General features: G+C 46.9%; 11 protein-coding genes. 8 read left to right on the plus strand and 3 right to left on the minus strand.

The window, feature by feature from the left end; translation table 11 throughout:
* Positions 1-32 precede the first annotated feature (32 nt).
* Complete coding sequence (locus tag IGJ12_RS11500; protein WP_005234743.1) at positions 33-1085, plus strand: GntR family transcriptional regulator; 1053 nt, start codon at positions 33-35, stop codon at positions 1083-1085.
* 5 nt (positions 1086-1090) lie between these two features.
* Positions 1091-3241 (plus strand): GH92 family glycosyl hydrolase, encoded by a 2151-nt coding sequence (locus IGJ12_RS11505; RefSeq protein WP_430619051.1) that lies wholly within the window; start codon positions 1091-1093, stop codon positions 3239-3241.
* Between the two features lie 85 nt (positions 3242-3326).
* Here IGJ12_RS11505 and IGJ12_RS11510 read toward each other — a convergent pair whose 3' ends face one another.
* Positions 3327-4133, minus strand: a complete 807-nt coding sequence (locus IGJ12_RS11510; protein WP_042890481.1) for a Cof-type HAD-IIB family hydrolase — start codon at positions 4131-4133, stop codon at positions 3327-3329.
* Between the two features lie 172 nt (positions 4134-4305).
* Between IGJ12_RS11510 and IGJ12_RS11515 the strand changes: the two genes are divergently transcribed.
* From IGJ12_RS11515 to IGJ12_RS11535, 5 genes are all read left to right on the plus strand, one after another.
* Entirely contained in the window at positions 4306-5301 is a 996-nt protein-coding gene (locus tag IGJ12_RS11515) for an ROK family protein (RefSeq protein ID WP_016621584.1), read from the plus strand.
* 37 nt (positions 5302-5338) lie between these two features.
* Positions 5339-7180 (plus strand): FAD/NAD(P)-binding protein, encoded by a 1842-nt coding sequence (locus tag IGJ12_RS11520; RefSeq protein WP_430617299.1) that lies wholly within the window; start codon positions 5339-5341, stop codon positions 7178-7180.
* Positions 7181-7372: 192 nt separating this feature from the next.
* Complete coding sequence (locus IGJ12_RS11525) at positions 7373-8311, plus strand: AAA family ATPase (protein ID WP_005234736.1); 939 nt, start codon at positions 7373-7375, stop codon at positions 8309-8311.
* Positions 8312-8313: 2 nt separating this feature from the next.
* Complete coding sequence (locus tag IGJ12_RS11530) at positions 8314-9357, plus strand: DUF58 domain-containing protein (protein ID WP_005234735.1); 1044 nt, start codon at positions 8314-8316, stop codon at positions 9355-9357.
* Positions 9354-11492 carry a transglutaminase domain-containing protein gene (locus IGJ12_RS11535; RefSeq protein ID WP_430617300.1) on the plus strand — a complete coding sequence of 713 codons (2139 nt, stop codon included), beginning with the start codon at positions 9354-9356 and terminating at the stop codon, positions 11490-11492. Before IGJ12_RS11530 ends, IGJ12_RS11535 begins: the two co-directional genes overlap by 4 nt.
* A 58-nt stretch (positions 11493-11550) precedes the next feature.
* Here IGJ12_RS11535 and IGJ12_RS11540 read toward each other — a convergent pair whose 3' ends face one another.
* Positions 11551-14202, minus strand: a complete 2652-nt coding sequence (locus tag IGJ12_RS11540) for a cation-translocating P-type ATPase (protein WP_430619591.1) — start codon at positions 14200-14202, stop codon at positions 11551-11553.
* A 349-nt stretch (positions 14203-14551) separates the two neighbouring features.
* Here IGJ12_RS11540 and IGJ12_RS11545 point away from each other — a divergent pair, with 349 nt between their 5' ends.
* Entirely contained in the window at positions 14552-15295 is a 744-nt protein-coding gene (locus tag IGJ12_RS11545) for an NADPH-dependent oxidoreductase (RefSeq protein ID WP_008378980.1), read from the plus strand.
* Positions 15296-15415: 120 nt separating this feature from the next.
* Here the strand turns inward: IGJ12_RS11545 and IGJ12_RS11550 are convergent, their stop codons facing one another.
* Positions 15416-15706: a hypothetical protein gene (locus tag IGJ12_RS11550; protein ID WP_430619052.1), complete on the minus strand. Its 291-nt coding sequence runs from the start codon at positions 15704-15706 to the stop codon at positions 15416-15418.
* Positions 15707-15721 lie beyond the last annotated feature (15 nt).

Here is a 15721-nt window from a genome sequence, read left to right on the forward strand (position 1 = left end):
AACAAATATGATATATCAAAAGGGGTTTTCTTATGAAACAACCATTATATAAAAAAATTTACTCGGAGCTTCACGAAGCCATCGTTGAAGGGCGATTAGCTCCGGGCAGTCGTGTCCCTACTGAAAAAGAACTATCTGAACAATACCAAGTCAGTCGGATCACCTCTAAAAGAGCCTTGACGGAACTGGAACAAAATCAGCTGATCTATCGCGTGCAAGGCAGCGGCAGCTTTGTCCGAGAATTGAAGGAAAAAAAAGCGACTGGACGAATTTTGTTTGTCTTGCCCTTTGCCAATGATCTCTCTTTAGGAAACTTTACCGAAGGCATTTACCCCGTGATGCAAGAACACGGCTTTGAACTTTTGATGACACCAGTGGATTATTTGGAAAAAACGACGGCAGCTGAGCTGATGCAAGAATTCGACGGCCTGATCTATTACGCCAGCAATACGTTTTCTTACTATGACTTGCTGTTCGAATGTGCTGAAAAACACTTTCCTATCGTGACCTTAGATAAAAAGCTGCATGAGTTTGATTTTCCAGCGGTCATGCCAGATAACTTTCAAGGTGGACAGCTAGCTACGGAGCATTTACTTGCGTTGGGGCATCAACGGATCGCTTATATTTTTGGTGATACCCACCATCCACAATCCGTCCGTCAGCGTTATCTAGGTTACATCGATGCGCTGAAAAAAGCCCAAAGAACCTTTCGCACCAAGCTCGACGACACAGCTGCCAGTATCGCAAATGCGCTTGCCTACCTGGAAGAACATCAGGTCACGGCAGCCGTCTGTGAAAATGACTTGATCGCCATCGAATTGATGCGTGCACTGCGTCAAGCAGATTTGCACGTCCCTGCCAACATTTCCCTGGTTGGTTTCGATAATATCCAAGCCGCTGCCCTCGTTGATCCAGCACTAACGACCATCGGGCAGAATTTTGCGGAGATGGGGCGCTTGGCAGGAAACCAAGTGATTGAGAAAATCAACGCTGCGAAGGCAGCACCCCCAGTACCAACGGAGACGACCACCCATTTAGTGGCTGTTTCTTTGATCAAAAGAGAATCAACCCAATTAAAGGAGTGAACCAAGTGAACGTATCAATGATCGACACACGACACGGAACAGACAACCAATATAGTTTTTCCCATGGCAACTGCCTGCCTTATACAGGGGTTCCTTTTGGCATGAACTACTTTGCCCCGCAAACCAGCGATCAACGAGGCAGTTGGTGGTTTCATCCAGAAGATCGAACCTTTCAGGGCTTTCGCATCACCCATCAGCCTAGCCCTTGGATGGGTGATTTCAGCCATCTGACGATGCTGCCGATAAACGGCACGCTTTCTGAAAATACCCTTTTCCATGCGCAAAGCTCGTATCGTCCGGAAGAAAGCACCTTTAATCCAGCCTTTCTTAAAATCAAGACGCAGCGGTATTTAACAACAACGACTTTGATTCCCAGTATGTATGGCGGTGTGCTGTCTATTGAAAACTGCGGGGATCAGCCGGGTCTTGGATTGTCACTGCCGGGTGACTATGTCTTAGAACAGTTGGATGAACAGACAGTGGCTGGTCAACTGATCGTATTTTCAGGATGCGAAGACGAAAGCTTCACCTTCCATTTCGTCTATCGTTTTGAAACACCCATCACGGCGATCGAAGGTGCCTTGACAGGCAAAGAAGCCTTCGTCGTTCTCCGCTTTGATAATTGCCAAACACAGACGATCCGTTTTGCAACCTCGTTTCTCAGTCGCGAACAAGCTTGTTTGAACTTGCAGCGGGAACAGCAATGGGCTCCTGCCGATTATCTGGCTTCTGTCCAACAGCAATGGAATCATTTTTTGCAAAAAATCGAGATCGAGCATCACGATCAAGCACAAGTTTCTACTTTTTATCATAATTTTTATCGCTTATTCTTGTTTCCTCAAACCTTCTTCGAAATCGATCAAGAGGGTCGCAAAGTGCACTGGGATACCTTGGCAAAAGCGATCAAACCAGGACCACTGTACACAAACAACGGCTTTTGGGATACGTATAAAACTGTCTACCCGCTCTTTTCACTCTTGGCTGTCGAACAATTGGAAGACATGCTGGAAGGCTTTTTGAACAGTTATCGCGAAAGCGGCTTTTTACCAAAATGGCTATCACCTGATGAGCGGGGGTTGATGCCCGGGACGCTGATCGATGCCGTGATCGCTGATGCCGCAGTAAAAGGCATTCGTCCCGATTTGATGCCCGAATTTTTAGCAGCGATGAAAAAAGGTGCCACCGTCCAAAGTGAAAATCCCAATTATGGTCGGCGCGGCACGACGGACTATTTGACTTACGGGTATGTGCCATTGACGCATCATGAATCGGTCAATCACACCCTTGATTATTGTTACAGTGATTTTTGTATCTCACAAGTCGCGCAACAGCTGGGTGACGAGCAAGCAGACTATTATCAGCAGCAATCGCAAAATTACCGCAACATTTTCGATCAGGAGACCGGCTTTATGCGGGCAAAAGACCCAGATGGCGCTTTTCGTCCAGAGTTTAGTGACACACGCTGGGGCTTGGATTATGCAGAAGGCAGTGCGTGGCAAAGTAGTTTTGCTGTTTACCATGATTTCGCTGGCTTGATCACTGCACACGGCGGCAAAGCGGCCTTTGAAGCAAAACTGATTGACTTGTGCAATCAAGAACCTCGCTATACGACAGAAGGCTACGGGTTCGAGATCCATGAAATGAGTGAGATGGCCGCACTCGATTTTGGTCAGCTGGCGATCTCCAATCAGCCAAGCTTCCACTATCCGTATCTATTCAGCTATTTGGGCAAACCAGAAATGGCACAGCCCTTGATCAAGCAGCTACTGACACAGTGCTTCAATGACTCACCAAAAGGCTTTCCTGGCGATGAAGACAACGGCAGCATGGCTGGTTGGTACATCTTCAATGCCTTGGGCTTTTATCCAGTCACACCGGGGACAGGCGAATATGTCATTGGCATGCCCTTATTTGATCAAGCAACACTGCATCTTGCTTCAGGCAAAGACTTAGTGATCAAGAGCACGCCCAATGCGCCGCAACAGCTCTTCGTGGATAAAATTACATTGAACGAAGAACCCTTCGAGCGATTATTTTTCACCCACCAAGAATTGACTGCCGGTGGTACATTGAACTTCCAGCTAGGTATCGTCCCTCGCAGCAAAGGGTGGTCAGCCGATGCCTATCCTTATAGCGTCAGTCAACCACATGCATAACGAAAAAACCGCTCCTTAGCAACAGGCAGCAGTCTACTTTCAGTCAATTGAAAGTGCACGCTGTCCCTGCCAGGGAGCGATTTTTTTATTGTTTCATTTGTAGCGGTAACAGACGTTCGATAGTTTTCAGCACGCCATTTTCATCGTTTGATTTGGTCACAAACGCTGCCGCTGCCTTGACTTCCTCAAAGGCATTGCTCATGGCGAAACTAAACGTGCCAGCTGCCATCAACTCCAAATCGTTCAAGCCATCGCCGAAAACCATTGTCTCCTCGGGTGTGACGTGCAGCAATTCTTGCAAGTGTGCCACAGTCGTTCCTTTGTGGACGCCTTGATTGGTGATATCGATCCAAGCGGCTTCCGAAGCCACGATGTACGCTTCATTGGTAAATTCGCTTAACTGTTGGACATGCTCAAAACAACGTAGTTTGGGATCAAAAATAGTAAGCTTCACAAAATCTTCTGTGATAGTTTGATAATCCGCCACCGTTTTGACCACCCGATAAGAGCCACGCACTTTCTGCGCATCCGCTTCATTGGTTGTGTCAGCAATGTACGCCGCAGTCGGTGTACAAGCGATGATCACATGATCTTGCGCAATCGCAGCGAGCTTCGCAATGATCCGCCGCCCTAATTCGTTTGGCAGCAGCGATTCAAAGATGTACTCTCCTTGATGTTTGATGCGGGTCGCGCTATCCCCAAGAATCCAAACATCCGCTGCTGCTTCACCAAACAGTTCTTCCACTCGTTCACACTGTTTGCCGGTACACGCAGCAAAAGCAACACCCGCTTCTTTCATTTGTTGGCTGACTTGTTCATAATAAGGCCGATCAAAACTGCCTTGGCTGTTCAAAAATGTACCGTCTAAATCTGTGATGACTAATTTGATCATACGTTTCTCTTCCCCTCTACCTCGTGTCCTCTTCATTCCAAATCACTTAATTAACGTTATTAATTAAGTATACTTATTTTCAAGTTTTCCGTCAAGTCAGTCTTTTAAAAACTTTACATCGTTTCATCCCGTCGGTATACTTAATTAAATCACTTCATTAAGGAGAACATTTATGGCTTCTACCACCCATACCATTCGCCAGCAAAACAAACAGCTGGTTTTAAAAACTTTGTTTCAAAACGGGGCATTATTCGCCTCCGATTTAGTGAAGAAAACCGGCATCAGCATGGTCACCACTAACTCATTATTAAAAGAATTGTTAACAGAGGGGGAAATCACGAAAGGTCCGCTGGAGCAAAAAGAGCTAGGACGACCAGCAGTGACCTATCAGCTAAATCAAGACCGAGGTCATTCTCTTTTGCTTAGCTTTATCGATCACGATGGCTCCTTGGCTCTTTGGTCCATGCTGATCGACCGCAAGGGGAAAGTTTTGGCAAAACACGACCAGCCCTTTCCTGATGTTGCCCCTCATCGCTTTCAAGAATGTGTAACGAACGAGCTGGCATTATTTCCTTCTGTGGAACAGATCGCCCTCTTTTTACCAGGAAAAATCAGTGGAGGAACCGTGACTTCCAGCTGGTATGAAAAATTTAACGGCTGGCAGCTGGCAGCCCTCGTGGCAGAGGTCACTGCACTGCCCTTCTACTGTCAAAACGATGCCCATATTTTAACGATCGGCTATTGCATCGCCCAACAGATCTCCTTGCAGCAAACCATCGTTGGCATGTACAATCCTGAAAAAAGCATGCCCGGTATCACGCTCCTAGTCAATGGTGCGCTTTTAGAAGGAAAAGATGCCCTAGCGGGAGAGGCAAAATTTTTACCCGGCTACTTGGATCAAGGTGCACCGCAAGACCGCACGGCTTTGGTCCAGCGCCTGACAAGCATACTGCCATTTTACAATGCAGCTTTTGCCCCCCACTGTATCATTTTAGCCAGCAGTGATGCAGTAAAAACCGATCTCCTAGACGCGATCCAAAAAAATCCATTGCTGCAGCAACAACCCAATCAGCCCGCTTTCCATTATATCGATGCTATCGAGGAAGCCATGGTGCTAGGCATGCACTGGCTGATTTTCCGCAAGACACCTTTTGACTTAGCCCGTTGATGACACAAAGACCATAGAATAATTGAGGTGGTGTGATATGAAAATAGCGATCATTGGTGCTGGTCCTCGTGGACTTTCACTTTCAGAACGGCTGATTGCTCATAGCAAACAAAACAAACAAGCCATCGACTTGCTGCTGTTTGATCCTTTTCTTCCTGGGGCAGTTTGGCGCACGGACCAATCGGCAGATTTGCTATTGAATTCTGTGACCAGCCAAGTCACCCTTTTCACGGATGACACATTAAGCACCGGCGGCCCCGTGGTCAAAGGACCTACCTTGTACGAATGGGCAGTGACAGAAGGGAAACATTTCGCAGCCATCCATGCCCCTGAGCTCGTTGCGGAATGCACAGCACTTGATTCACTTGATCCTAATGGGCATTGCTCGCGGGCGTTATATGGACTCTATCAACAGTGGTTTTATCAGCAGTTGTTAATAGAGCTACCTGAATCCATTACCGTCAACCATCTGTCAGATAGTGTCAGCTCTTTGACCCCTCTTTCCAAAAATCGCTACCAGTTGACGACGGCTCACCAAACATTCCTTGTTGATGCCGTCGTCTTAGCTACAGGACATTCACAAGCCCAACTGTCATCAGGGGAACAACAATTGGCGGCTGCCGCAGAAAATAATGGCTGGTTTTATGCACCGCCAGCCAATGCGGCAGATACGGATCTAACGGCTGTGAAAGCTGGCGAACCTGTGATTTTACGGGGACTAGGACTTGCCTTTTACGATTACGTCACCCGCTTGACCAGTGGTCGGGGCGGAACCTTCATCAAAGTCAATGAATCCCTCGTCTATCAACCTTCTGGTGAAGAACCGCAAATCATCGCCGGTTCTCGTCGGGGTGTCCCGTATCATCCTCGTGGCCGCAATCAAAAAACACCAACGCAGCAGCGAAAGCCCGTTTTTTTGACCCCTGAACGCCTAGCTGCTTGGCAAGCAGCCAAAACGGTTGCTGGCAAGACACTGCTCTTCTATTTAAAGAAAGAGGCAGAACTCGTCTATTATCAGACGCTGCTTTTAGAAAAACAGCGGCTTGACAAAGATCAGCTTGACGCTTTTACCACCGCCTTTGTTGCCACGGAAGGATCTGAAGACTTGCTAAAAAAATGGCAGCTTCCTAAGAGGGAATGGTGGTCATGGCACCAACTAGCCGATCCCTTTGCTCAGAAAGAGCAGCAGTCCTTGCAAGACTTTTTCATTGCGCTATTACGTACCCAAATCCAAGATGCCGAAAAAGGCAATCTAGCGGGACCTATCAGCAGTGCCTTGGAAGTCTTCAAAGATCTGCGTGACCCGATTCGGTTTGTTCTCGATCATCAGCTAATGCCAGCAAAAGACCTGAAAACACTCTTTTGGCAGTCTTTCGTTCCCTTTAACAGCTTTTTATCGATCGGTCCGCCGGTTCAACGACTGCAGGAACTGGTCGCCTTGTTGGAAGCCGGAGTGGTGACCTTACTAGGTCCTGACATGACTGTTGAGATCGAGGAGGCTTATTGTACGTATTCAAAGCGATTTCCCGACACACGCTATCACGCGACGCAACTAATTGAGGCTCGCATTCCATCGACAGCGATTCGTCGAACCAACAATTCCTTGTTGCGGCAACTGCTAAACGATCGGATCATTCACCCGCACCGGTTGACGATACCCAATGAGGTGCCTTTTGAGACGGGTGCTATCGCCATCGATCCTGAGACCAATCAGGTCCTTGGACCAGATGAACGCCCCTACACTGCCCTCTATTGTTTCGGGATTCCCACAGAAGGCATCCACTGGCTGACGGCTGCCACTGCTCAGCCAGGAACCGATGCTTGGAATTTACGGCAGGCGGACCAGATCGCCGCTGACCTCTTACACCACATCTTCTAGTCGCTTCTTTTCTATCAAACGCAAACTTCCGACGAACCGCTTCGGAAGTTTTTTGCTTTTCTTCCGCAAACCCGCAGGCAGGATTTTCCTTTTTTTGAATATTCTTGAAATTTCCTTTAATTGTTACACGAAAATTGCGACAGTCCTAGAAAACCGTTACAATAGAAGAAAAGAACGCAAGGAGGTTGTTTCATGACCGCTGAATTACAAAAAATTGATGCCTTGATCGCAGAAGTGGAAAAAGTGATTTTAGGCAAACGAGATGTGATCCAATTTACCGTGGCTGCGCTGCTTGCTGGTGGACACGTTTTATTCGAAGATATCCCCGGTGTTGGGAAAACGATGTTGGTCAAATCATTAGCCAAAGCCATTCAAAGTGACTACAAACGGGTACAGTTTACCCCAGACCTTTTGCCTAACGATGTGTTAGGTGTGTCGATTTTTAATTCCCAAAGCCACCAGTTCGAGTTTCGTCCCGGCCCGATCTTCACCTCCGTCCTCTTGGCAGATGAGATCAACCGAACCACACCAAGGACGCAAGCCTCGCTCTTAGAAGCCATGTCAGAAAATCATGTCACCATCGACAATCAAACGTACCCATTGAGTCCCCACTTTTTTGTGTTAGCTACCCAAAACCCAATCGAATATGAAGGAACGTATCCTTTGCCTGAAGCCCAATTGGATCGTTTTTTGTTCCGCCTGCATATCGGTTACCCAGATTTTCAAGATGAGCTCGCCCTCTTGACTGGAAAACGACAGCAAAGCTTGGATCAGATCCAAACCATTTTACATGCTGATGAAGTGACCGCTTTGAAAGCGATGGTGGACGACGTGTATGTCGATGAGCGGGTCGCCCGTTACGCATTGCAGCTGGTTCAAGCAAGCCGCCAGCATAATGCCATTGACCTTGGTATCAGTCCTCGTGGTGGGATCGCCTTCTTAAAAGGGGCAAAAGCGTTAGCGTTGACGGAAGGACGGACCTTTGTCACGCCGCAAGACTTACAGCGAATTTTACCAGCAGTCTTCGGTCATCGTTTATTACTGAAAGGCGGCGTTCATGCTAGCGCGGAGACCCTTTCAGATTTGATGAAACAGATGATCCAACGGGTGCCTGTCCCTACGAGGAAATAGCGATGAAGAAAAAAAAGCTTGAACGCGTGCTGCGCCTCCTGTTGTTTAGCGCTGCCTATTTTTTGCTGCTGGCTTACTGTGTGATCTTTAATAATAATGCCGGTTGGAGCCTCTGGTTTTTACTGACTCTGTTATTGTTGCTTGACGCAGTATTCTTGCTGCCCTCCCTCAAGAAGGTCCAAATCGTTTTAGAAGAATCGATCCAAGCTGAAACACAGACAGCGATCACCTTACCGCTGCAAGTCTTCAAGTATCGCCCGACGCTGCTGCCGCTGGTCGATTTCACCTTGCAGTTTGACGATCGTTTCAAGAATAGTCATCACAGCGCCTTTTATCGAGGCAATCTGATTCGGCTCCATCTGCCTTGGACCCCAAAGGAGCGCGGCAGCTATGAAGAATTGCCCGTTCAATTGTACAGCCATGATCTCTTTGGCTTTTTTGAAAAAAGCTACGCTGCAGGTGCGAAACAATCGATTTTGATCCTACCGAAATTGAAGCTAGAAGCCGTTGCCCTATTGCCATTTTTTAAACAGCAAGTCCGCAGCCAAACCCACGGGGAACCCAATTTTTCTATTCGACAGTTCCGTCAATACCAGTTAGGGGATTCATTAAAAAATATCGATTGGAAATTATCCAGCAAACAACAGGAATTGATCTATCGCGAACGAGAATACGAAGAAGAACAAGACATCTTTCTGCTCTTTTGGGGAGAAGATCATCCTGCTTTTGAAGAGACCTTGACACTGTTTTATTCGATCCACCATTTCTCACAAAATCAACGACTTTTTCAGCCGCTCTTGATTGGTGACGGATTGACTTCCCCTTACCAAACGGATGCCGCTGCCTATGCCCAGATCCTTCCCTTCGAGAAAGTTCCTGAAGGAGTACCGCTCTTGACTGGCAGCCATCTTATCTTCATTACCCCGGTTTTCACCCCACAACTGGAAAACTACCTCAGTCAGTTGGAAGCAAAAAACAGCTGCCAAGTGTTTACCTACGCTGATTTAATGAGGCAGTTGAATGAACTTGAGGAGGTGGTAGGATGAGATTTATTAAGAAAGCACTGATTGGTCTTTTGACCTTTCTCAGTCTATCACTGGTGATCTTGCCGTTTATCGCAGTTTATGACCTTGGCAATCAGTTCACCCTTTTAACTTATGCCTTTAGTGTCTGTTTGATTTTGACCATCGTGCCGAAAGTCCGTTACAGTTTGCCTTTGCTGGCAGCCGCTTGGCTGATCGTCTTGTATCGGATCTTTCCTTATGGGACTGCCTTTTCTTTTGATTGGCTACTGCGTTTTTGGCTAGACCTGCACCGTGCCTTTCAAGAGATCCTCAGTGGTGAAGTCGGCTATATCACCGAACTGGCGGCGGTGACATTGATCGTTAGTTGGGTCTTGTTTTTAGCGATCTTGCCGATTGCTTATCAGCGCTTTTTCTTGATTTACGCCACCATGATCGGCTACTTGCTGACAGTCGTGATTTTTAATCAATTTGACTTGACGTGGCATTTGATTGGTATTTTTCTTTGCGCACTGGCTTCTTCACTGATCCAGCGCAGCACCTTTCGATCCAGTCAAACGATCGCCCCTTGGTTTGGTGTGATGCTATTGATTGGTGGCTTAGCCGTCACTGCTGTCTACTTGCCGCAAACGAGCGTGCGGGATCAGTTGGCAGCCCGTTCCACGCCTATACGGACAAATCTGAATCAGCTGGGTTTTTATCAATTTATTGAAGAACATGGCACCCCCACTGGTTCTCGCACGGGTTTCAGTGAAAATGATCGTCAATTAGGCGGACCACTACTTGATGATGCGACGATTTTATTTGAAGCGCAACAAGAAACCCCGCATTACTGGCGGGTGGAAAGCAAAGACTTTTATTCTGGTAAAGGCTGGATCAGTACGAGCCGCGAAGACGTTCGCTTGGAAGCAGACGATGTCACCATCGCTGACCAGAGCTATCAACAAACCTATCCTGAGAATGAACAAGTGCGGATCCAATTCCAAAACCATGGAGACTATGTGCCATTGCCCTATGGCCGCAGTAGGTTATCCCTTGAAAGCGGCGCACGTGGCTTTCAAATCAGCGACGCTATTCAACGGGTCGATTTGATTGATTCGCTACCAGACACGGCCTTGACCCTCGATTGGGACCATCCAGATTTTTCCGCAGAAAATCTTCAAAATCTGCCTTTGATCTATCCGGATTCTCCGATCGATTATATCCAATTACCCGATTCTTTGCCGCAGCGGGTACGAGATCTCGCCGCTGAGATCACCACTGACAGCAACAGTCTGTTTGACCGAGTCACCGCAATTGAAAGCTATTTGAAAGATCCGCTAGTATTTCGCTATTCCAAGACCGATGCCGTCGTGCCTGCAGAAGAGCAAGATTACGTTGATCAATTTTTATTTGAATCACAAGTCGGCTACTGCGACAATTTTTCCACGGCAATGGTCGTTCTACTACGGAGTTTAGAGATCCCTGCTCGCTGGGCTAAAGGCTTTTCTCCTGGATCCCCCGTGACAGAAAACGGCATCACTACTTATACTGTCCGTAACTTGAATGCCCACTCATGGGTGGAAGTCTACTTTGACGGATACGGCTGGGTGCCTTTTGAACCGACACCTAGTTTCCAAAATCCAGATCGTCCCGTGTTGACGCAAGAATCTACTAGCTCCGAAGAAACGCCGACCGCTAGCAGCGAGACAACACCAACGAGCAGCACGGAAACAGAAAGTAGTGAAACCACGACCAGCAGTTCTGCAACAGCCGCGGTTACCGATGATGTTTGGTTGACTGAGGAGCTGAAACAAACGCTGCGTAATGGCTTCTTTGGAGGCTTAGCTCTCCTAGGACTTGGCCTGCTTTTCTATTTCCGCCATTCGTTTTTCCGTATTCATTTATGGTTGATCTGCCGCTTTAACAAACAGCCACTAGTTGCTGCCTATCCTTTGTTTTTAAGGCAAACGACGAAAGTTTTGTACCGTAACGAGGCGGAGCCGTTGATTGATTATGCCCAACGACTCGAAGCCTTCTATCCACTGTTTCATGGTGATTTTATCCGCTTGACGCAGCAATACGAAGCCTACCTTTACAGCCAAGAACAGCCGGCTGGTCAAGAAGCCTTCTTGAAGCAAGTCGCTGCCCAAATCAGTCAGCTGAAAAAAATCAACTAAGCAGTGAGGAGAAACGACAAAAAAACGTATCGATCAAAGGATCGATACGTTTTTTGCTTTAGGCGTTTCCTTGACGTTTTTGAACGGCAATAATAATCAGTTTTGTGATTTCCATCAAAACAACTGCCACAGCAGCCATTGCGATACATAGACCGACATGTCCTAAAGTGAAGGTTGCTGGAATCGCAAAGACTTCACGGATGCCAGGAATCAAGGTAATGCTGTATAGTCCACCACAAACGACGATCGCCAACCACACCATTTTATTGGCAAAAAGGCCAGCTTGCCAAGCAGTCTCGGTATTTGAGCGTGCTGGCAATGTTTGCAATGTCCGGCTCCAGATAAGTGTTGAGAAGGCCATCGCTACACCTAACTCAGGTGATTGGCTCATCCCTAACCATTGTGCCAAAATCACGACAGCGGCAATCAAAATACCGCGATACGTTACTGAGATCAAAGTTTTTCCAGTGAAGATACCTGCATTTGGATCTCTAGGCTGACGTTGCATGATGGTTGGTTCGGCTTTTTCCATTCCCAGAGCAATTGCTGGTAATGAGTCGTTGACTAAGTTGATAAAGAGTAGCTGCAAGGCAGTAAATGGATTGTCCCAACCCATCACTAAGGCAAAGACGATCGCAATGATCGCACCTAAGTTTCCAGCAAACAAATACGAAATGGCTTTTTTGATGTTGTCAAAGACGTTTCGGCCAACTTCTACGGCACGAATGATCGAGGCAAAGTTATCATCCGTCAAGACCATCGCCGCTGCATCTTTGGCAACGTCCGTTCCGGTTCCCATTGCGATCCCGATATCCGCTTGTTTCAAGGCGGGTGCATCATTGACTCCATCTCCGGTCATGGCAGAGATCTTGCCTTTGTCTTGCCAAGCCCGCACGATACGGATTTTGTTTTCCGGCGAAACACGAGCATAAACCGTGATTTTGTCTAATTGATCCGCTAGTTCGGTTTCAGAAAGAGAATCCAATTCCGTACCAGTCAAGGCTAAGTCGCCCTCAGCTGAAATACCGATCTCTTGTGCGATCGCCACGGCTGTCGTTTTGTGGTCCCCTGTGATCATCACTGTTTTGATACCGGCAGATTTGGCATCTGCTACGGCTTGTTTGACTTCTTTACGAGGAGGATCGATCATTGCCATCAAACCAACCAAAATCAGCTCGTTTTCATCCTCAAGTGTCAATTCTCGTGATTGGGCATCGGTCAATGGACGGTAAGCAAACGCCAAGACCCGTAATGCCCGTTTTGAGAATTCTTCGTTTTGATGCTGCAATTTATTTCTGATTTCATCTGTTAAAGGCACGACTTGATCATCGATCAAGACTTTGTTACTGCGGCCAAAGACGATGTCTGGACCACCTTTGGTCAACAACAAATGTTCGCCATCGATCTCATGTAAGGTGGACATCAATTTACGATCAGAATCGAAAGGCAATTCTTGTAAACGAGGAAACTGTTGACGAATCGCCCGATATGGCTGATTTAGTTTCTCACTGTAATCCAGAAAAGCAATTTCAGTAGGGTCTCCTAGCTTCGCCCCATCTTCACTGATGGCAGCATCATTTGCCAAGACACTGATTTCTACCAAGCGTTTTTCAGGCAATGTCCAGGTAGTTGGCTCATCGGGGAACGTGCCCGTTTGTCCATTTGGTAAATAGTAGTCAACAACGGTCATTTTGTTTTGGGTCAAGGTCCCTGTCTTATCTGTACAAACGATACTCGTTGAACCCAATGTTTCAACCGCCGGTAGTTTTCGAATGATGGCATGACGCTTCGCCATTTGTTTTGTTCCGATCGAAAGGACGATCGTCACGATCGATTGCAATGCTTCTGGAATCGCTGCTACGGCTACGGCTACCGCAAACATAAAGGCGTTGACTAAGTCTTCCGTCATATCACCTGTTCCGTCACCTAAGAACAACCGTGCTACTTGAACCCCTAAAATAATCAATGAAAGGACCAAGATCGCCAAGCTCAGTTTTTTACTGAAGCTGTCCAATCCTCGTTGCAATGGCGTTTTGTGTTCAACCGTACTTTCCAATAAGCCAGCCACTTGACCGATTTCCGTCACATTACCAGTCGCGGTTACGATAAACCGACCACGCCCATAAGTGACGATCGTTCCACTGAAGACCATGTTGTCACGGTCGCCGATCGGTGCGGTACGATCGATCACACCTAATTCTTTTTCCGCTGGCGTTGATTCCCCAGTCAGCATTCCTTCATCGACCTTCAAAGAACCCTCTTCAATCAATCGACCATCTGCTGGTACATAGTCCCCAGCTTCTAAAATAACGATATCGCCGACAACCAATTCTTTCGCCAGCACACTTTGTTCTTTGCCATCCCGAATGACGTTAGCATCCGGTGCCGACAAGCTTTTCAAAGCGTCTAACGACCCTTCGGCTTTTTTCGTTTGAATCACACTGACGACGGAATTCAACAAGAGTACTGCAAAGATAACGATCGACTCAACGTGGGCACCCATAACCATTTGGATGATTGCCACGATCAGCAAGACGATCACCATCGCATCTTTGAAGGTATCTAAGAATAAGGAAAAGCTTGATTTCTTAGGTGCTTCCTTCAGCTGGTTCAGGCCATTTTCTAACCGCTTGGCTGCCTCTTGCTGCGTCAACCCCTCTGGACTGCTCTGGACCTCTGCCATAATTTCCGAGATTTCTTTTTGATACATTTCTTTCGCCAATTTTTTTGCCCCTTTTAATTTTATTTTCCTTAGGCACTCTGCTAGAAAAAAAGAGACCTAAGACAAGTATACGCTTGTCTTAGGTCTCACCATTTCAAATAATACCAGAAAGCTGTCGCCAGCTTACTTACTGTTGATATTATCGCAGCTTGCGCCACCGGTTACTCCCCTAAGGAATAATAATAAGAATGTATCATTATCATAACGGAAACTGTTGTTCTTGGCAACTATAAAACATCAATTTGAAAATTTTTTGAAAACATTCTTTTTGTTCCCATTCCTTTTTTTCTGTTACACTAAAGAAGAAAGAAATTTGTACGTTACAGGAGGAAAAACGATGGATCTTTTTGATACTTTTACCCGCCACAGCTCTGTCAGAGATTTTCAACCCCGGCCACTATCAAAGGAACTCAAGCAAAAATTAGTGACGGTTGCCCAAAGTGGTTCCAGTTCGAACTTTGTTCAAGCTTATTCTATCATTGAGGTCAGTGATCCTGAAAAACTGGCTGCCATCGAAAAAATTGCCGGTGCCCCAAATTACATCACTCGAACGGGGGTCTTCTATCTTTTTGTCGCCGACTTACATAAGCATCAGCAGCTGCTGACCCAAGCAGGGTTGCCGGATACCCACTTAACCACGATGGAACCGTTTATTGTGTCTGTCGTTGATACGACGATCGCTGCCCAAAATATGGTAGCATATGCTGAAGCACAAGACTTAGGAATTTGCTACATCGGCGGCATCCGCAATGATTTGCCTCGTATCGCAGAACTTGTCGGCTTACCAAAATTGACGTTTCCGTTATTCGGCTTGACGATCGGTTATCCGCAACATAGAAATGAGCCGAAAGTCCGCTTGCCTCAAGAAGCGATCGTAAGTGTCGATCAGTATCAACCGCTGACGCAGGAGCAAACAGCCCAGTACAACCAAACGACGGAAGCCTATTATGCACAGCGCAGCAGCAATCAACAGCAAACCAATTGGCAAACGAAAATGACGGAATTTTTCCGTGAACCGCGACGTCCAGATGTCGCTGCCTTTATGAAGCAACAAGGCTTCTCAGACCACTTCGGCGAATGAGGACACTAATCACCACGGGAAAATAAAAAACGATCTTTGGCAAGGAATCTTGTCAGGATCGTTTTTTTGCTTGGTGTAAAAAATCAGGTTCAGGCTGCTCTTGTATCTTTGTCGCGCTAATTAACGTGCGGCTTCTTGTGCGGTTTCGTTGACGGCAACTGCCTGCTCACATTTTTCCATTAATTCTACGAATGCTTTATCTAACACGGCTGCATTTTCGGAGGTTCGCTGACTGATTTGCGTCATAGGTTGCGCCGCAAGATCCAGCAAATAGGTAGGGATTGCTTCTTTTTCAGAAAAAGTGCCCTTGATCAGCGGCTGGTAGACAGACTCGCCACAAGGTCCAGTTTTGATAAAGGCTAGTTCGAACTGCGCCTTCCCTGACAAGCGCAACCGATAGAACCCCTTCATTGGTCAGCAGTTTTT

Origin of the sequence: Enterococcus sp. DIV0802b, assembly GCF_050543535.1 — a bacterium.
Taxonomy (GTDB): Bacteria; Bacillota; Bacilli; order Lactobacillales; family Enterococcaceae; genus Enterococcus_D; species Enterococcus_D entomosocium.